A 17,424-nucleotide genomic window follows, 5' to 3' on the forward strand; every position below is an offset into this window, starting at 1 on the left:
CGACGTGGTGCGCCGCGCCGACATCGTCGTCGCCGCCGTGGGCCGCCCCGAGATGGTGCCGGGTGACTGGATCAAGGAAGGCGCGACCGTAATCGACGTGGGCATCAACCGGATCGAACGTGACGGCAAGAACAAACTGGTTGGCGATGTGGACTATGCCAGCGCGGCCGAACGCGCAGGTGCAATCACTCCGGTACCCGGTGGCGTAGGCCCGATGACGATCGCCTGCTTGCTGGCCAATACACTGACCGCTGCGTGCCGGGCGAATGGCTTGCCAGAGCCCGAAGGCCTGGCAGCGTGAGATTTGCTGCCGCTCTTCACGCAGGCGATGGCAAGTCGGCCAGTTCCAAAGTGCTACAATATTGGCGATTGGCGGGCCGCGCCATGCGTATGGTGATAGTATCAATTGGCCACTCTCCGACGAATGTTGCACGCGTCCGCGCTTTGATAGCCCGCGCGGCACAAATAGACATGGCACTGGATCAGCAGCTCTGGGGCAAAGAAATGTCGCAGGACGAATGTCGAACTCAGATCAAACAACTAAACGAGTCGGTGGATGTCTATGCTGTCCTGCTTTTACCTGATGCGCCTGCGCATATTGACGTACTCAACTTGCGAAGTGAGTTACAGGGGCATAAAGACCTAATTCGCCCCGGTGCATGGCACTATCCCGGACCCGTTCGTCCGGGCGAAGTTGATTGCGTATTAAACAGTGCGATTGCTGCCCATCAGACCCAAAGGGATGCGCTGGATAACGGATATGCTCAGATCGCGAGATAGCCGATTCCCGCAAAAGCGATAATGCATCCAAGCCATTGAAAGAAAGTCACTTCCTCTCGCAAAATTGCCCAAGCCAAAACAACAGTCAACAACCCGAAGATCGAGGCTGCAACGGACGCGTATTGGGCATTAGGCAACCCACCGGCAGACATGACGCACAGAATTGCCACCGCATCGAGCGCACCCATCAGGCACAACAGGGGCAGGGCTCGTGTGCCCGGCCAAAGCGACTTGCGTGATGCAATGGCGATTATCGCCAGCACAGGGATAGCGGTCAGACGGCCAATCAGTGAAACAATGAACTCGTCGCCCAATTCGGCTGCGTACTGACCCAAAGCAAATGTTGCAGCGAACCCAATTGCAGCGAGTACAGAAAAGGCAATCGTCGGCCCGGCGGCAGGGTATTCCGTACTGTCGTCGGATCGGGTCGATACGATGGAAACGCCGACACCAATGGCAATGATCGCCAGCCATTGCCAGATGCTGACCTCGGAACCACGCCATATCGCAAGTGTGACAGACAAGACCGGATAGCTGGCGACAAGCGGTGCGACGAGACGTACAGGCCCGCGTTGAAATGCGGTATACATACTGAGGCCAGCCAGCAAATAAAAGCCGCCTGCTACAACTGCGTAGGATATTGCTTTGGCGGACATGGGGGTGAACCCAGCCCATATTGCCACAAGACCGAACTGTAGCAGCGCCCCGGCAACCAGTACGGCCATCAATGCGGCAATGACGCTCACGGACTGACTGATATATCTCACAGCGAGATCGTGAAAACCCCAGCACAATGCTGCCAGCAGACCCAGAGAAAGGGCGCTCATCCGGTCGCCTCGCGTAACTGGGAATGCCCAGAAATTTCGTATCTTTCTCTCGATATCAACCGCGCCAACATGTCACTGGTGATAAACTTATTTTCCTGATATGCAATATTTATTGACAGTGGCAACTCGGAGAAGAGACCTATGTCATCGGCTTTGGATCAACTCGGTGGCGAAGAAAAGCTGCGGACTCTTGTCGAACGTTTCTACGACCGAATGGAGACCGACCCGGCGGTGCATTCGCTGCACAGGCTACATTTTCGCGGTCATGGATTATCTCATACAAGACAGGCGCAGTTCGAATTCCTGAGCGGGTTTTTGGGCGGTCGTGCTTATTATCGTGAGCGATTTGGTCATATGGACTTGCGAGAAATACACGCGCATGTGCCGATACGTGAAGCGGATGCCGAACTTTGGCTGGAAACTTTTGACGCCGCGTTGGCAGATTGCGAAATGGACGGTTCAGTGGTGGGCAAATTGCGCGCAACATTGCGCCGCGCTGCGCTAATGCTTGTCAATGATGTCCCCGATTGGAGAGTTGAAGCAGACAGCGAAAAGAACCTTGAAGTTCCCGGTTGATCGCGTGTGATCAGATCTGTCGCAATCTGTTATAGAAGCTGGATGTTATCCTGAATTGTTCTTCAACTATTTGGTCACTGTCAGAGACCATTTCCCACGCAGCATCTGCGGAACCTAGCCAATCAACAGCGCATTGATGGTTGGCGGGATCGTTCATCCACGATTGGATTGTACCCTGAACGAGCTCGGGGTGGAATTGTACGCCCCACGCACGGTCTGAAACCCGCAAGGCCTGAACAGCACAGGCATCAGATTGTGCCATAATTGAAAAGTCGGCTGGCAGATCAACAGCTTCAACTCCATGCCATTGAAGCACCCGGAACTGATGAGGCAAGGGCTCGAACAGCGGATCGCCCCGCGTATTACCAGTCAGATTGATGGAATGCACGCCGATCTCGGGCTTTTGCATGCGTGCGCATTTCCCACCCAGCGCGTCAACCAAAAGTTGGTGGCCAAGACAAATACCAAAGTAAGGACGTTTGAGCTCTTGGACCCAGGTTCTGATTGCTTGCTTTTCACGCACAAGCCACGGATGTGCTTCGGTTTCCCAGACGTCCATCGGACCGCCCAGAACAAGAAGCAAATCAAATTCGTCAAGCTGCGGGATCGGTTGACCATCATAGAAATGCACAATACCGGCCGTATCACCGCATGACGAAATGTGCTCCAGAAACGCTCCGGGGTTTTCGCCCGGCGTATGCTGGAAAATCAGTATGTTCACGAGGTGCGGGTCTCCGCTTAACCGAAGGGGTGGGGCAGCAGGATGCCTGCAGCCCCTGATTTGTTTAGATATCGAGCGTGTGGTCTTTTTCCCAACGTGAGAAATGGCTGACGAAGGAATTCCATTCCTGGTGTTTCATTTTGAGGAATGCGCTTGAGAATTCCTGACCCATCATGGCTTTCAACTCGGTATCGTTGTCATATTCGCGCAACCCGTCGAGCATGTTCAGCGGTAGTTTGGGAGCGTCAGTGACGGTATGGCCTTCGGCATACATATCGATGTCCCAGCGACGTCCCGGATCGGCCTTGGAGCGGATGCCAGACAGACCTGCGGCGATAATGACCGCCTGCAGCAGATAGGGGTTGGTGGCCCCGTCGGCCAGGCGCAGCTCAAACCGGCCAGGTCCCGGAACTCGGACCATGTGAGTGCGGTTGTTGCCGGTCCATGTCACGGTATTGGGGGCCCAGGTCGCGCCCGACATGGTGCGCGGTGCGTTGATGCGCTTGTAGCTGTTCACCGTCGGGTTGGTGATCGCCGCAAGCGCACTGGCATGTTTCATGATACCGCCAAGGAAATACTTGCCCTGTTCGCCAAGTCCCACCTCGCCGGTCGGACCGTCGCCTTCGCCGGCAAAGACGTTGGTTTTGGCGTCTGCTCCGGGTGCATCCCAGACCGAGATATGAGCATGGCAGCCATTACCGGTCAGCCCTTCGACTGGCTTGGGCATAAAGGTGGCCCGCAGCCCATGCTTTTCGGCCACCGACTTGGTCATGAACTTGAAGAACGAGTGCTTGTCGGCGGTTTTCAGAACGTCATCGAACTCCCAGTTCATTTCGAACTGGCCATTGGCGTCTTCGTGGTCGTTCTGATAGGGCCCCCAACCGAGTTCCAGCATATAATCGCAGATCTCACGCACCACGTCATAGCGGCGCATCACCGCCTGCTGGTCATAGCAGGGCTTTTCGGCGGTATCGAACGGATCACTGATCTGCTCACCATCGGGGGTCAATAGGAAGAACTCTGCCTCGATTCCGGTTTTGACATGCATGCCCATCTCGGCGGCCTCGTTAATCAAGCGGCGCAGCACATTGCGTGGGGCTTGGGCGACATCCTTGCCTTCCATCACGCAGTTGCCTGCAACCCAGGCGACCTCAGGCTTCCATGGTAGCTGAATCACCGATGACGGGTCCGGCACCGCCAGCATGTCAGGATGCGCGGGGGTCATATCCAACCAAGTGGCAAACCCGGCAAAACCTGCGCCATCTTCCTGCATCTCGGCAATCGCCTGCGCGGGCACCAGCTTGGCCCGCTGCCCACCGAACAGGTCGGTGAACGAGATCATGAAGTATTTGACGCCTTTTTCTTTTGCGAAAGCTGCGAGATCTGTCGTCACGATGGCTTTCCTTTCCCTGTTGAATTTTTAATTTCCAAAGCAAAAACGCGGCCCCCGTTAAGGAGCCGCGCAGTATCAATTCAGAACCCTTCCTTGCCCGGGTACCAGCTTGTCCCGGCCAGCGGGACACGCGCCATTGCGGCGGCCTCCATCGTCAGAGCACACAAATCCTCGGGTTCAAGGTTGTGGAGGTGATTATGACCACAGGCCCGCGCGATGGTCTGCGCTTCAAGTGTCATCACCTTGAGATAGTTTCGCAGACGGCGTCCGGCCTCGACCGGGTTCAGACGGGCCGCCAAGTCGGGATCCTGTGTGGTGATACCTGCGGGGTCCTGACCTTCGTGCCAGTCGTCATAGGCCCCGGTGGTAGTGCCCAACTTTTGGTACTCGGATTCCCATTTCGGGTCGTTGTCACCAAGCGCCACCAGCGCGGCGGTGCCAATGGCCACTGCGTCGGCGCCAAGGGCCATTGCCTTTGCCACATCGGCCCCGGTGCGGATGCCGCCCGAGATCACCAGTTGTACCTCGCGATGCACGCCCAAGTCCTGCAGCGCCTGCACGGCAGGGCGAATGCAGGACAGCGTCGGCAGACCTACATGCTCGATGAACACGTCCTGCGTCGCGGCAGTGCCACCCTGCATACCGTCCATCACCACCACATCGGCCCCGGCCTTTACCGCCAGCGCGGTGTCATAGTAGGGTCGGGTCGCGCCAACCTTGACATAGATGGGCACCTGCCAGCCGGTAATCTCGCGCAGTTCGAGGATCTTGATTTCCAGATCATCTGGGCCGGTCCAGTCCGGGTGACGACAGGCTGAACGCTGGTCGATGCCCTTGGGCAGCGTGCGCATCTCGGCCACGCGGTCGCTGATCTTCTGTCCCAGCAGCATACCGCCGCCGCCAGGCTTGGCACCCTGACCGACCACAATCTCGATCGCGTCGGCCTTCCTCAGGTCGTTTGGGTTCATGCCATAACGAGAGGGCAGATACTGATAGACCAGCTTGCTGGAGTGACCGCGTTCTTCGGGCGTCATGCCGCCGTCACCGGTGGTAGTCGACGTGCCAGCTGCCGACGCGCCCCGGCCCAAAGCTTCTTTCGCCGGCCCAGAGAGAGCGCCAAAGCTCATGCCCGCAATGGTTATCGGAATGTCCAGTTCGATCGGCTTCTTGGCAAAGCGTGTGCCCAGTGTCACCGAGGTGTCGCAGCGTTCGCGATAGCCTTCCAACGGATACCGTGAAACCGACGCGCCCAGAAACAACAGATCATCGAAATGCGGTACCTTGCGTTTGGCTCCGCCACCGCGGATATCATAGATACCGGTGGCCGCAGCGCGGCGGATTTCCGCATTGATCGGATTGGTGAATGTCGCCGACTGAATCGGCAGGGTGCGGGGGATCTGATCGTCCATGTCTTTCATACCCTTCTTCCTCAGTAAGCAGCGGCGTTGTCGACGTCGAAGTTATAAAGCTGACGGGCGGAACCGTAGCGTTTGAATTCTTCAGGGGTTGCATCTGCGCCAGCGCGATCCAGCAGGTCTTTCAGGATATCCAGATGCTCGGGGCGCATCTCTTTCTCGATGCAATCGGCGCCCAGGCTCTTGACCGAGCCGCGTACAAACAGCTGCGCTTCGTAAAGCGAGTCTCCCAGTGCATCGCCTGCATCACCGCAGACCACAAGATTACCGGCCTGCGCCATGAACGCTGACATATGACCGATATTGCCATGCACCACGATGTCGATGCCTTTCATCGAGATGCCGCAGCGCGAACTCGCGTTGCCCTTGATGACCAGCAGACCGCCATGGCCGGTGGCGCCAGCATATTGGCTGGCGTCGCCTTCGACAACGACCTGACCGGACATCATGTTCTCGGCCACGCCGGGCCCGACCGAGCCTTCGACCTTGACCGTGGCCTGCTGGTTCATTCCCGCGCAGTAATAGCCAGTTGAGCCCTTGACCGTCACTTCGATGGGCGCATCCAGCCCAACGGCAATGGCGTGGCTGCCTTTGGGGTTCACGACTTCCCAATTGGTCTGGTTAGTCTCGGTAGATTGCGACTGCAGGGTGGCGTTCAACCCACGCAGGCCATCTGCTTCAAGATCATAGGTTTGCATATCATGCGGCCTTTTCGTTGGTCGTGGGGCTGGCATTGTGGGACCAGAAGTAAACCGTTGCTGGCTCCGGCTCCCAGACGCGGGCCTCGTCGATACCCGGCAGGTTCACCAGCGCCCGATATTCGCTGCCAAAGGCCACGTATTGATCGGTTTCGGCCATCACCGCAGGCTTACAGGCGATCGGATCGCGGACCACGCCGAACCCATCCTTGGTGCCGACGACAAAGGTGAAGAAGCCATCCAGATCCTCAAGGCTGCTTTCCAGCGCCTCACCCAAGGTGGCCCCGTTCATCATCTTCCAGGTCAGATAGGCGGCTCCAACCTCGGTATCATTCTCGGTTTGGATCACTACACCTTCACGGCGCAGTTTGCGGCGCAATGAATTGTGGTTCGACAGCGAGCCGTTATGAACCAGACACTGATCTGGCCCAGTGTTGAACGGGTGCGCGCCCATCGTCGTCACGGCAGACTCTGTAGCCATGCGAGTGTGGCCAATGCCATGTGTGCCGCTCATACTGCTTATGTCAAAGCGCGCGGCCACGTCCTTGGGCAGGCCCACCTCTTTGTAAATCTCCAGCATCTCGCCCCGGCTCATGATCCGGACTGAAGGCCGGATTTCCGCCAACGCGGCCCGTGCTGCTTCAAACTGCCCTGCTGGAATGTCCAGAACTGTATGCGTGTCATTATCAGTCTGGCTTACCACCACGCCCAAGTGCTGCCCCAGCTCTTCGGCTAGACCGGCAAAGTCGTCCTTGGGATTGGGCGACTGCAGTGTCACCTTGGTCTTACCACCTGATTCCTCGCCATAAATCGCTATACCCGCGCTGTCGGGCCCGCGATCCGTCATCGTGATCAGCATGTCTGTCAGCATATTGCCCAGTTGGGGCGCAAGAGACTGGTCTTTGAGGAATAATCCAACAATTCCGCACATGGCTGGCAGATCTCCTTGTGTGTTTCGCTATGATTCTACGGTACCAACAATTCAAACGGACATCAATAATCATAGGAAATAAATTTTCCTGAGAGGCAATGGGCAAGAGTTTAGATTTATGCCCATTGCCAGCTTTCAAAGCTGGATCAGTATCGTTCCAGCTGTGCTTTCACTTTTTCTTCGTCGCCAGTGTGGCGGGCCTTCTCGAGGTGTTCACCTTCTCGGACAAATTGGATGCGATGCCAACCTATCCAGAATACGACGCCCACGATGACCATAAGGGCTTCGTAACCTTGGAAGGGATAGATCGGTCCGACCTCGGCCAGATCAACAGCCCAGCTTGTATATCCATTTGTAGACATTCTTTTTCTCCCTTACTCAGCTGGTACGCCACGGGCAGCCAGTTCTTCTTTGTCGGCTGCAATGATCGCGGCTTTGGCGTCTTCATAGGCATGGTGTTCAGCGTAATCGAGGCCCTGAAGTTCGACTTCTTCCGGAATTCGAAGCACACCTGCGGCCGATTGGATTTTCGCAAGGATCCAACCAGGCAAGAAGCCAAGAACAAAGAACATGATGACCGCGCCGGTGATCTGGCCGACCGGGTTGATCGTTGCATAGCCTTCGTATGGCGATGAAGGAACTCCCCACAGGACAAAGCCGGAAATCACCAGGCCAACGAACCCTGCATAGCCATGCACGGCAACGGCACCAACGGCATCATCCAGCTTGAACCGACGCTCGACCCAATAGTGCAGCTTGTACACGATCACGACACCGATCGCGGCGATGATCATTGCCTGCACCGGGTGATAAAGATCGTTACCGGCAGATGCGGTGATAATACCGGCCAAACCGCCCGAGAACGTCCAAAAGGCGTCACCTTTGGAAATGACATACGCTGCCATCAACCCGCCAGACAGAGACATCAGGAAGTTGAAGGTAATCGCGGAAAGCGTAGTCGGAGCCAGATAGATATTGGTCGCGGTCCACGTGACACCCGTTATCTGACCGTCGATTGCCTCCGGAGATATCGCCGGGACATTACATGCGGCATAGAATCCCCAGAAACCTGTGTAGATCAGGAATATCCCGATGGTCAGCAACCATGGGTTATGCGGCGGAATATCCCGCGGCGTACCATCTTTGGCAAATTTGCCTAGGCGGGGACCCAGAACCATGATCACCCCAAGTGCATAGCCGCCTGCGATTGCGTGAATAACCCCGGAAGCATAAGCATCGTGGTACCCAAGAACGCGCACCATCCAACCGCCGTAGTGCCAACCCCACGCGGCGTCGATGATCCACCAGACTGAACCAATCATCACGGCATGGACCCACAAGGCCGAAGATCTAATCCGCTCGATCACAGAGCCAGATACAATCGAGGCTGCCGTCCACGAGAACAGCAGGAACGCCGCCCAGAAGACGCCGGTGATTCTGTCGCCCAGATTGGTCGCCATGGTGTCGGCCCATGGCAGATTTGCAGCGCCCGCTTCGGTATCTAAACCACCCCAGAACGGAAAGTTCGGAAAGGCCCAGTAAATCCACCAGCCGAAGAAGAAGAACGTGACCGTCACCAGCGGGATGATCATGATGTTTTTCATCAATGTGTGCATATGGTTACGGGCACGGCTAGCACCGACCTCGTACATGCAAAAGCCCACATGGATGAGGAACATGAAAACGACCGTTACCCAGTAGTAGAACTCGGTAAAGACCGTCGTTAGTGCATTTAGATTACCATCCACTTCGTAGTCTCCCTGTTGTTGCAGCAGGAGATCTTTCTGCGAAGAATTTCCTGCTGGGAATAATTATCTACTCAGGGGACAATTTCATTGGCGACCTGTCAATAGATATGTGGGGCAAACATCTTTTAGGCATTTGGTTCATGCACTTTAGGACCCGTCAAAATACAACCCATAACATTGATAAATAATCACTTTTACCGTTCTCGATAATTTGTACTAGGGTGCACAAATTGCAGCCTAATATTCCCAACAGGAAAAAAATCTGCACATGGGTGTTGATTTTCAATCTGACATCGGCCTCAATATGGCCAACAAAAAAGCAATCAACGGGAGAGCTGAACAATGGCCATTCTTTGGAGGACGTCCGCCCTTGCGCAGCGCCATGCCGAGATCGGCGGCGAGCTTGAGGACTGGAACGGTATGGGAACCGCATGGTTCTATGACCATAGCCCGGAACGCGCGGAAGCGGACTACGAAGCCATCCGCACCAAGGCGGGTCTGATGGATGTGTCGGGTCTGAAAAAGGTTCATGTGGTCGGCGAAGATGCGGCTTATGTCATTGACCGCGTCACCACTCGGAATGTGGAGAAAATCATGCCGGGCCGGTCGACCTATGCGTCGATTCTGAATGCCGAGGGCAAATTTGTCGACGATTGCATCATCTATCGCCTGTCAGTGAACACGTGGCTTGTCGTGCACGGCACCGGAACGGGGATGGAACAGCTGACTTCGGTGGCCGCAGGTAAGAATTGTTCGGTTATTTTTGACGATGACTTGCACGACATGTCGTTGCAAGGCCCGGTAGCAGTTGATTTTCTGGCCAACTATGTGCCGGGTATTCGCGATCTTGCCTATTTCGGGATCATGCAAACCAAATTGTTCGGTTGCCCGGTGATGATTTCGCGGACCGGCTACACCGGTGAGCGTGGTTATGAAATTTTCTGTCAGGCCAAGCATGCCGTGCATCTGTGGGACAGCATCCTGGCCGAAGGCAAGGAAATGGGTATTGTTCCGGTCCAGTTCTCGACGCTCGATTTGCTGCGCACCGAAAGCTACCTGTTGTTCTATCCCGGCGACAACTCAGAAACTTATCCGTTCGACGACGAAACATGCGGCGATACGCTTTGGGAACTGGGCCTGGAATTCACGGTCTCACCGGGCAAAACTGGTTTTATCGGCGCCGAGAACCACTATGCCTCGCAAGGCAAAGAGCGGTTCAAGATCTATGGTGTCAAACTGGATGGCACCACCCCGGCGGATGAGGGTGCTGACCTGCTGCAGAACGGTGAAAAGGTCGGTGTTGTCACCTTTGGCATGAATTCCGAAATCAATGGGCACAATGTGGGTATCGCACGGATGCCGGTTGACTGCGCGTCGCCGGGCACAAAGCTGACGGTCCGCAATAGCGACGGAACCGAGATTGCGGCTACAGCTGAAGAGATGCCGTTCTACGACAGGGACAAGGCCATCCGAACCGCAAAGGGCTGATACTCAGGGGGCGCGACGATAAAATCGTGGCGCTCTTTTCTTTTTTGAGGGCACAATGTCAAAGTTCGAATTTCCCAAGTCAATCGCAAGCCGCCCGGTCTGGGGCACGCTAGAGGTTCGCGCAGGTGAACATCATCTTATGATCGCCGAGGCCGAAGGGGCCGAAGCAGTAATTGACATAGCGACACCTGATCTGATGGCTAAAACCCATCTGATCTACATACCGAAAGGCACAGATTTTTCGGAAAGGCTACAGGCGCTAAACCCCGCACAATTCTACGAAGGTCCGTCCTATGCGGCCGCGTTGCATCGTATTCGTCGCGTTCTCGAGGACGCGCATATGGGATTACAAGTCTATCTGACCGGCACCGAAGGCATGATGGGTCAGGCCATGAACGAAGTAATGGCCGCCGGCCTGCCGCATACTGCGATTCAAACTGAACATCGCGGTTCTGTTGCACGCCGGATGCAATGTGTACATTGCAAAGGTGTCACCGAATATGTCGAGGTCGATCCGTTTGTTTGTTCGCACTGTGGTCTCAACCTGTTTGTGCGCGACCACTATTCCCGCCGCCTTGCCGCCTATCAAGGCGTCCGAGTTGATGCCGAGGACCATGGCAACGTGCCCGAGCCGAAGGGGATCTACGAATGAGTGGTGCCGAGAAAATTCAGGTCAAAGTGACCGAAATTACCCCGCTGAACGAATTGGTGACGCGCTTCCGGTTTGAGCGCGTTGACGGCAGACAGTTGCCAACCTTTTCGGGCGGTGCACATACCGTGGTCGAAATGCAGGATGGCGGCATCACGCGACTCAACCCTTATTCCCTGATGTCCGATCCGTTCGATCAATCGTCCTATACGATCTCGGTTCGGCGCGACGATCAGGGCAGGGGAGGGTCGTTGTTCATGCACCGTCAGGTCAAGCTGGGCGACGAGATGACCATCAGTTACCCGGTCAACCTATTCTCGCTTGATTTGCGGGCCCGCAAACACCTATTTCTGGCCGGTGGTATCGGGATCACCCCGTTTCTGGCGCAGATCAAACAGCTCGAATTGCTGCACGGTCATTGGGAACTGCACTATGCGTGCCGTAATCAGGCGCTAGCATCTTATGCGGATCAACTGACAGACAGGCATCCGAACGCAACGCATCTGTACTACGACGATCAGAGCCAGGTGATTGATCTGGAAAACCTTCTCAGCGGGCAACCTTTAGGCACGCATGTCTATGTCTGCGGCCCAAAGGGCATGATCGATTGGGTGCGCAATACTGCCGCCGCCGAAGGCTGGCCCGAAGATTGTGTGCATTACGAAGAGTTCTTGGCGCCTCAGCCGGGCAAACCATTCGAAGTGCGTCTGGCGTCTTCCGACAAGGTCATTCATGTGGGCGAAAACGAAAGTCTGCTTGAGGCCATCGAACGTGAGGGAGTCGACGCCCCGTACCTGTGCCGCGGTGGGGCCTGTGGTCAGTGCGAAACCGTAGTTTTGGATCACGACGGCAACTTTGTTCACCGCGATCACTGGCTGACCGACGAAGAAAAGGCAGCAGGCAAGAAAATCATGCCCTGCGTATCGCGTTTCGAGGGAAAGTCCCTTGTGCTGGACCGCTAAGAGGAGGCCCAACATGACCATTCAATTCAACGACGAGTCCTTCCGCGACGACTATACGTTCCACAATTCGGAGTGGGCGATCAAACGTTTTCCGTTTCCATTCCACGAAGACAGCTACATGTATTCGGTCAACATGGAGCAGCATCGGGGCGGCCCCGAGGGCTCGGTCTACGAGATGCGGTTTGATGTGGACGAACACTACGTGTCCGAGATGAAAGACCGTGCGATTGTTCTGGATCAAGATCCGCTGCGTTGTCAGTCTTTGCCGCACATGACCTTGGCGGGTTGGGATTTGTTGGAACTGATCATGGTTAGCAAATCCGAAGACTATCCGGACCTGTTCGAGCTGCATCGCAACGGCAACCAGTGGCGATGGATCAACAAACCATTGGGAATAGATCACAGCTTTACCTTCATGGATGAAACCACGCTGCCTTACGGGCCGATGGAGTACATAACTCGTCAGGCGCAAGGCGATTTCGCAGTGCTGGACCAGCGGGACGAGATGCTGTGGATGGACGCAGGTATGGTCACGACCCAGGCCGATTGGAGCCTGGATTTCGACATCGGCATGAACTTTTTTGAATGGCATGCGCCGGTTCCAAAAGCACATGAGATGGGGATTTTCAAGCGTGCGCTGAAGTTTCTGTTGAACATTCAACAGGGCGCTCCGGCGCGCCGGTTGAACTGGACCATGACAGTGAACCCGCTGCTGGATACCAGCCCGGAAAACTACCACAAATGGGGCATCCAAAAGACTACACTGACGCCCGAAAACATAGCCCACAAACAGCATCTTCGGGTCGAGTTGCAAACCTTCTTCCGCCTGCCGCGGTCCAACGCGCTGGTGTTCCCGATCCGCTGCTATCTGTGCAGTTTTCAGGATCTGATGACTGTTCCAAAATGGGGTCGTCGTCTGCACCGCGTTGTACGTGATCTGCCGGTTGAACTGGCGACTTACAAAGGGTTCATCGACAACCGTCCAATGATGCTGAATTACCTCAGTCAGTTTGATGATGGATTGCCGACTTCCCCCGGAGTCTGGCCGGATCTGGAAACGGAACCGCCTTTGTCAAAATAAACGAGCATTATGAAGTGTTTTGGCTTTATGACTGAACCGGACAAAACACTTTGGCTAATTCCTAGAGATGATGCCGCATTGTATGACGCGCTTGCGCTGCTCCGCTCGTCATTTCAGTACATGGATGCCCGGATCGACCCTCCGTCTTCTATCCATAGTCTGACCGTGGGCGGGATGCAGGCGCATTGTCGGAAAGGCGGTGAAATCTGGGCCATGGGCCGACCGCTTATTGCGTGCATGTTTTTGACGCCCAAAGCCAACACCTTGTACCTTGGAAAGCTGGCGGTGAAGGAAGGAATGCGGGGGCAGGGTATCTGTCGCACATTAGTAGATCACGCTGCAAGTCGTGCAGCAGACCTTGGTCTATCAGCGTTGGAACTGGAAACGCGTGTGGAACTCACTGAAAACCACCGCGTGTTTTCAAGGCTTGGGTTTACAATCGTAGGTACCGGCAGCCACGTCGGCTATGACAGACCCACGGATTTCTTGTTACGCAAGCCGATCAGTTTGTCTGCGGATAACTGATCACTGAAATGTAGCGTGCTGGCAGGTTGACCAACCGTTCAGGTCCATGCGGCGCATCGGCGTCAAAGAACAAGGTATCACCCGGTTTCAGGGGGTATATCTTGTCGCCGTGTCGGTAATCTACCTCGCCCTCAAGCATGTAGATCGTCTCGATTCCGCCATGTTGAAACGTTGGGAACACGTCGGATTCAACGGTCAGGGTGATCAGGTAAGGCTCTACAATTACGCCAGAACCATTGGCACCAATATGCCCCAACAAATTATATTGATGGTTGGCGCGTGTTCCTTCGCGCTCTAACTCGACGCCTTCGCCTGCTCTGGTATGAACCGCCTCGCGGCGCTCTTCAAATTGTCTGAAAAAGCTTGTCAGAGGAACTGAAAGCGCATCAGCGAGCGATTGGAGAGTCGTTAAGGAAGGCGATGTGTTACCGTTTTCGATCTTGGACAACATACCAATCGACAATCCGGTCAGCTGAGCCAATTCCGCAACCGTCGTATTCTGCTGTTTGCGAAAAGCACGAACCTCGCGACCAATGGCAACTTCAAGAACTTTTTCTCTGTCACCCGAGCGTACAGAATGCGGGTCCTGTGTCAGATTTGTCGCCATTTCTTTGTCGTTATTTTTCAATTTCATTCTTTCAATGTCTTGCTACACTTGTCCAAACGGGCTCTGCAAGAAGACAAGCTGCATTACCCAGTCCAGTTCGGGCTACCATAGCATCAATTTTTCCTGTTAGTAAAATAATCATGCTGACAGAAAAATACTAGAAATCGAATTCCAATGGTTTTACGGCCTTCCGATAGCGTGCCTAACCTCAGTCATAAAGCCGTTGCGGATAGCAAATGAGATTACACTGAATCTGGATTCGTGGTCGTCCAAAAGTCTGAATGTTCGTACTGAACGCAACTATTTCATAATCCAAAAGCGGGAAAGAGCCAAACATGGCTATTGGTCTACAACTCGGCTACAGCGGTTCATGCTACCAGCTTGAGCATTCGGAAGCCTGATTGCGCTCCGGCAGTTAATCGCTCCGCATCAATAATCCGACTTCACCAACTCGCAGTCTTTGGCGTTTGAAACTCCACCACTTGCTCGGCTTGAAATTCGAACATCAGGATTACTTTGTTGACCCGAAGTATATGTCACGACGCCTCTGCACCATTGATCACTTAGAAACCCGGAGATCGCTAATAACGGATCTAAAAATCTGCCGTTTTTTCACCCGCTTTCACGTGTTAGATCCAAGCATCAATACCTGAATGTCGGCAACATTGGTTCCGGTTGCTCCGGTCATCAAAAGATCACCCGACAGCGTCAAAGCCTTATGACTATCGTTGCTTGCCAACAGGGAGGCAGGGTCATGTCCAGACGCGTGGATTCGGGCGAGCGTCCCTGCATCCACTATCGCGCCAGCTGCCGGGGTTGGGCCGTCGCGGCCATCCGTACCGCCGCTAAGAAAAACCCAGTTGCCGGGTATCGTGCGCTCATGCGCCAATTGGGCGACGCGGAGCGCCAATTCCTGATTGCGCCCGCCGCAACCTGTTCCTGTCAGGCGTACAGTCGTTTCACCGCCAAACAGTAAGGCTGTTGGTTGGCCAAATTTGGCAGACATGGCTGCCTGAAAAATCTGTTCGGCTGCATTGGACACGTCTCCAATCAACGCGTCGGACAAAATTTCAGCCCTACAGATCTGCGTCGCACAGCGAAACGCGGCTTCAAGACTAATCGTGTTCGATCCAATCAGGTTGTTTGTCGCCTCAACTGCTATAGAACGTTCAGGAATACTCTTCTCCAGGTGGGCACGGGCGGCTTTTGGGAACCGGTGCCAAATCCCGGCCTCGATGCAGGTCCTGCGGGCGTCCGCATGGCTGCCGATTGGTGAGGCAGTTGGTCCGCTGGCTACGGCCCGAATGTCATCGCCTATGACATCCGACAGGATATACGCCGTGATCGGGGCAGGCGAACCATGCCGCAAAAACCCGCCGCCTTTGAGCTGGCTCAGGTGCTGACGCACAAGGTTCATCCGAACGATGTCCAGCCCGGAAGATAGCAAAACCTCATTGACCGCGATTTTGTCCGAAAGAGTCAAGCCATCAACAGGCGCGGGGACCAAGGCCGACCCCCCGCCAGAGATCAGTGCAATGATCTGATCCTGCTTACGTGCTGCGCTGAGCAATGCGATGATCTGTCGCCCGGCTTTCAAACCGCGTTCATTCGGGATGGGATGCCCGCTGGTCAATACCGTCGCGCCGGGAACTTCATTCCAGTTGTCGCTGTGGGTTACAATCAGAGCGACGTGATCGCCCTGAACATGCTGCAATGCCTCCTCCATCATGGCAGGGGCAGCCTTCCCAATTGCGATCAGGATGCTGCGCCCGCTATGTTCTGGTGATGGCAATGGGTCTGATTGCAACCGTTGGCGCAGAGACATCGCTGGATCTGCTGCTGCGACGGCCTCGGCAAAGATGGCGGCGGCGCTGTCGCGCAGCGATACGGACGATTGCACAGTCATGATGCGATCAAGCTGCAGCAATCTGTCCGGCTTTTTCCACCAGCACTTCGGCCTGACGGATGGAGGCATAGTCAATCAGACGACCATCCAGAGAAACGGCGCCTTTGCCCGCGGACTCAGCCTCGGCCATAGCGACGAGAATTCGCTGTGCTTTGGTGACTTCGGCATCTGAAGGTGACATGACCTCGTTAGCCAGGGCAATCTGGCTGGGGTGGATGGCCCATTTGCCTTCACATCCCAGAACTGCCGCCCGTTTTGCCGCGGCTTTGTAACCGTCCGGGTCCTGAAAATCGCCGAAGGGTCCGTCGATCGGGCGCAGGCCGTTGGCGCGCGCGGCGACCACCATGCGAGCCAGCGCGTAGTGCCACATGTCGCCCCAATGCGTCATACGTCCTCCGTCAGCATCCGGGTCAGTCAGAACTGAATAATCGGGGTTTACACCGCCGATGATCGTGGTCCGGGCACGGGTAGAAGCGGCATAGTCGGCAACCCCGAAATGCAGACTTTCGTTGCGTTTGGAGGCGGCCGCAATCTCGCTGACATTCTGCATGCCAAGCGCGGTTTCGATGATATGTTCGAACCCAATCCGTTTCTTGTAGCCTTTGGCGTCCTCGATCTGTGTCACCATCATATCGACCGCGTAAACGTCAGAAGCTGTACCAACCTTGGGGATCATGATAAGGTCCAGTCGTTCGCCGGCTTGTTCGACCACGTCCACCACGTCGCGATACATATAATGTGTATCCAGCCCGTTGATCCGCACCGACATGGTTTTGCTGCCCCAATCGATATCGTTCAGGGCTTCGATGATGTTCTCGCGGGCCTGTTCTTTTTCGTCAGGCGCAACCGCGTCTTCCAAGTCGAGGAAGATCACATCTACATCTGTTTGTGCAGCCTTTTCGAACATTCCGGGCTGGCTGCCTGGGACGGCCAGTTCGCTGCGGTTCAGGCGTGCAGGGGCTTGGTCGATGTTATGAAAACTCATGATTTGGGTCCTTCGTATTACAGGTTCGGATAGATCGGAAACTTGGCGCAGAGGTCTGCGACTTCGGCTTTGACCTTTGCTTCGACTGCGGCATTGCCTTCTTCGCCATTGGCGGCCAGACCATCGACAACT

At 55.3% G+C, this 17,424-nt stretch carries 18 protein-coding genes and 1 pseudogene; 8 read left to right on the forward strand and 11 right to left on the reverse strand.

Annotated elements, in window-relative coordinates; translation table 11 throughout:
• Both ACR0IU_RS22005 and ACR0IU_RS22010 read left to right on the forward strand, forming a co-directional pair.
• Window positions 1–301, forward strand: a pseudogene (locus ACR0IU_RS22005) (bifunctional methylenetetrahydrofolate dehydrogenase/methenyltetrahydrofolate cyclohydrolase); the annotation flags it as partial.
• Complete coding sequence (locus tag ACR0IU_RS22010) at window positions 298–780, forward strand: hypothetical protein (protein ID WP_480717760.1); 483 nt, start codon at window positions 298–300, stop codon at window positions 778–780. The pseudogene ACR0IU_RS22005 and the gene ACR0IU_RS22010, both read left to right, overlap by 4 nt.
• Here the strand turns inward: ACR0IU_RS22010 and ACR0IU_RS22015 are convergent.
• Entirely contained in the window at window positions 765–1,607 is an 843-nt protein-coding gene (locus tag ACR0IU_RS22015; protein ID WP_480717761.1) for an EamA family transporter, read from the reverse strand. The genes ACR0IU_RS22010 and ACR0IU_RS22015 overlap by 16 nt on opposite strands.
• A 141-nt stretch (window positions 1,608–1,748) precedes the next feature.
• Between ACR0IU_RS22015 and ACR0IU_RS22020 the strand changes: the two genes are divergently transcribed.
• Window positions 1,749–2,183 carry a group II truncated hemoglobin gene (locus tag ACR0IU_RS22020; protein WP_480656616.1) on the forward strand — a complete coding sequence of 145 codons (435 nt, stop codon included), beginning with the start codon at window positions 1,749–1,751 and terminating at the stop codon, window positions 2,181–2,183.
• Window positions 2,184–2,193: 10 nt separating this feature from the next.
• On the opposite strand, the gene ACR0IU_RS22025 is transcribed toward ACR0IU_RS22020, so the two are convergent.
• The 7 genes from ACR0IU_RS22025 to ACR0IU_RS22055 all read right to left on the reverse strand — a co-directional run bounded on the left by ACR0IU_RS22025 (window position 2,194) and on the right by ACR0IU_RS22055 (window position 9,089).
• Entirely contained in the window at window positions 2,194–2,904 is a 711-nt protein-coding gene (locus tag ACR0IU_RS22025; protein ID WP_480717762.1) for a type 1 glutamine amidotransferase, read from the reverse strand.
• A gap of 64 nt (window positions 2,905–2,968) precedes the next feature.
• Window positions 2,969–4,297, reverse strand: coding sequence for a type III glutamate--ammonia ligase (gene glnT, locus ACR0IU_RS22030; protein WP_480717763.1), 1,329 nt, complete (start codon window positions 4,295–4,297; stop codon window positions 2,969–2,971).
• 80 nt (window positions 4,298–4,377) lie between these two features.
• Complete coding sequence (locus ACR0IU_RS22035; protein ID WP_260027350.1) at window positions 4,378–5,706, reverse strand: FMN-binding glutamate synthase family protein; 1,329 nt, start codon at window positions 5,704–5,706, stop codon at window positions 4,378–4,380.
• A gap of 20 nt (window positions 5,707–5,726) precedes the next feature.
• Window positions 5,727–6,410, reverse strand: a complete 684-nt coding sequence (locus tag ACR0IU_RS22040; protein ID WP_480717764.1) for a protein GlxC — start codon at window positions 6,408–6,410, stop codon at window positions 5,727–5,729.
• A 1-nt stretch (window position 6,411) separates the two neighbouring features.
• A complete protein-coding gene (locus ACR0IU_RS22045) occupies window positions 6,412–7,341 on the reverse strand; it encodes a class II glutamine amidotransferase (RefSeq protein WP_480717765.1) in 930 nt (309 codons plus the stop codon).
• Between the two features lie 146 nt (window positions 7,342–7,487).
• Complete coding sequence (locus ACR0IU_RS22050; RefSeq protein WP_480717766.1) at window positions 7,488–7,703, reverse strand: hypothetical protein; 216 nt, start codon at window positions 7,701–7,703, stop codon at window positions 7,488–7,490.
• Between the two features lie 12 nt (window positions 7,704–7,715).
• A complete protein-coding gene (locus tag ACR0IU_RS22055; protein ID WP_010437788.1) occupies window positions 7,716–9,089 on the reverse strand; it encodes an ammonium transporter in 1,374 nt (457 codons plus the stop codon).
• A 342-nt stretch (window positions 9,090–9,431) separates the two neighbouring features.
• On the opposite strand from ACR0IU_RS22055, the gene ACR0IU_RS22060 reads away from it, so the two are divergent.
• Genes ACR0IU_RS22060 through ACR0IU_RS22080 form a run of 5 tightly spaced genes read left to right on the forward strand, consistent with a single transcriptional unit; the run spans window position 9,432 to window position 13,794 of the window.
• On the forward strand, window positions 9,432–10,577 hold the full coding sequence (locus ACR0IU_RS22060; RefSeq protein WP_480717767.1) for an aminomethyl transferase family protein: 1,146 nt from the start codon (window positions 9,432–9,434) through the stop codon (window positions 10,575–10,577).
• A 55-nt stretch (window positions 10,578–10,632) separates the two neighbouring features.
• Window positions 10,633–11,229: a dimethylamine monooxygenase subunit DmmA family protein gene (locus ACR0IU_RS22065; RefSeq protein WP_480717768.1), complete on the forward strand. Its 597-nt coding sequence runs from the start codon at window positions 10,633–10,635 to the stop codon at window positions 11,227–11,229.
• Window positions 11,226–12,188, forward strand: a complete 963-nt coding sequence (locus ACR0IU_RS22070) for a PDR/VanB family oxidoreductase (protein WP_170547533.1) — start codon at window positions 11,226–11,228, stop codon at window positions 12,186–12,188. Before ACR0IU_RS22065 ends, ACR0IU_RS22070 begins: the two co-directional genes overlap by 4 nt.
• A 13-nt stretch (window positions 12,189–12,201) precedes the next feature.
• On the forward strand, window positions 12,202–13,269 hold the full coding sequence (locus ACR0IU_RS22075; protein WP_480717769.1) for a heme-dependent oxidative N-demethylase family protein: 1,068 nt from the start codon (window positions 12,202–12,204) through the stop codon (window positions 13,267–13,269).
• A 27-nt stretch (window positions 13,270–13,296) separates the two neighbouring features.
• Complete coding sequence (locus tag ACR0IU_RS22080; RefSeq protein WP_480717770.1) at window positions 13,297–13,794, forward strand: GNAT family N-acetyltransferase; 498 nt, start codon at window positions 13,297–13,299, stop codon at window positions 13,792–13,794.
• On the opposite strand, the gene ACR0IU_RS22085 is transcribed toward ACR0IU_RS22080, so the two are convergent.
• From ACR0IU_RS22085 to ACR0IU_RS22095, 3 genes are all read right to left on the reverse strand, one after another.
• Window positions 13,772–14,428 carry a helix-turn-helix domain-containing protein gene (locus ACR0IU_RS22085; RefSeq protein WP_010437799.1) on the reverse strand — a complete coding sequence of 219 codons (657 nt, stop codon included), beginning with the start codon at window positions 14,426–14,428 and terminating at the stop codon, window positions 13,772–13,774. The genes ACR0IU_RS22080 and ACR0IU_RS22085 overlap by 23 nt on opposite strands.
• 595 nt (window positions 14,429–15,023) lie before the next feature.
• Complete coding sequence (locus tag ACR0IU_RS22090; protein WP_480717771.1) at window positions 15,024–16,307, reverse strand: glycerate kinase type-2 family protein; 1,284 nt, start codon at window positions 16,305–16,307, stop codon at window positions 15,024–15,026.
• A 7-nt stretch (window positions 16,308–16,314) separates the two neighbouring features.
• Window positions 16,315–17,292, reverse strand: a complete 978-nt coding sequence (locus ACR0IU_RS22095; RefSeq protein ID WP_480717772.1) for an HpcH/HpaI aldolase/citrate lyase family protein — start codon at window positions 17,290–17,292, stop codon at window positions 16,315–16,317.
• Between the last annotated feature and the right edge of the window lie 132 nt (window positions 17,293–17,424).

It is taken from the genome of Ruegeria sp. CL5, from assembly GCF_056536485.1.

What these genes read in the sequence shown, in the direction of transcription:
- ACR0IU_RS22015 (WP_480717761.1), bottom strand. Translation starts at nt 1,607, where the DNA reads ATGAGCGCCCTTTCTCTGGGTCTGCTGGCAGCATTGTGCTGGGGTTTT.
- ACR0IU_RS22020 (WP_480656616.1), top strand. Translation starts at nt 1,749, where the DNA reads ATGTCATCGGCTTTGGATCAACTCGGTGGCGAAGAAAAGCTGCGGACT.
- ACR0IU_RS22035 (WP_260027350.1), bottom strand. Translation starts at nt 5,706, where the DNA reads ATGGACGATCAGATCCCCCGCACCCTGCCGATTCAGTCGGCGACATTC.
- ACR0IU_RS22040 (WP_480717764.1), bottom strand. Translation starts at nt 6,410, where the DNA reads ATGCAAACCTATGATCTTGAAGCAGATGGCCTGCGTGGGTTGAACGCC.
- ACR0IU_RS22045 (WP_480717765.1), bottom strand. Translation starts at nt 7,341, where the DNA reads ATGTGCGGAATTGTTGGATTATTCCTCAAAGACCAGTCTCTTGCGCCC.
- ACR0IU_RS22050 (WP_480717766.1), bottom strand. Translation starts at nt 7,703, where the DNA reads ATGTCTACAAATGGATATACAAGCTGGGCTGTTGATCTGGCCGAGGTC.
- ACR0IU_RS22060 (WP_480717767.1), top strand. Translation starts at nt 9,432, where the DNA reads ATGGCCATTCTTTGGAGGACGTCCGCCCTTGCGCAGCGCCATGCCGAG.
- ACR0IU_RS22065 (WP_480717768.1), top strand. Translation starts at nt 10,633, where the DNA reads ATGTCAAAGTTCGAATTTCCCAAGTCAATCGCAAGCCGCCCGGTCTGG.
- ACR0IU_RS22070 (WP_170547533.1), top strand. Translation starts at nt 11,226, where the DNA reads ATGAGTGGTGCCGAGAAAATTCAGGTCAAAGTGACCGAAATTACCCCG.
- ACR0IU_RS22075 (WP_480717769.1), top strand. Translation starts at nt 12,202, where the DNA reads ATGACCATTCAATTCAACGACGAGTCCTTCCGCGACGACTATACGTTC.
- ACR0IU_RS22080 (WP_480717770.1), top strand. Translation starts at nt 13,297, where the DNA reads ATGACTGAACCGGACAAAACACTTTGGCTAATTCCTAGAGATGATGCC.
- ACR0IU_RS22085 (WP_010437799.1), bottom strand. Translation starts at nt 14,428, where the DNA reads ATGAAATTGAAAAATAACGACAAAGAAATGGCGACAAATCTGACACAG.
- ACR0IU_RS22090 (WP_480717771.1), bottom strand. Translation starts at nt 16,307, where the DNA reads ATGACTGTGCAATCGTCCGTATCGCTGCGCGACAGCGCCGCCGCCATC.
- ACR0IU_RS22095 (WP_480717772.1), bottom strand. Translation starts at nt 17,292, where the DNA reads ATGAGTTTTCATAACATCGACCAAGCCCCTGCACGCCTGAACCGCAGC.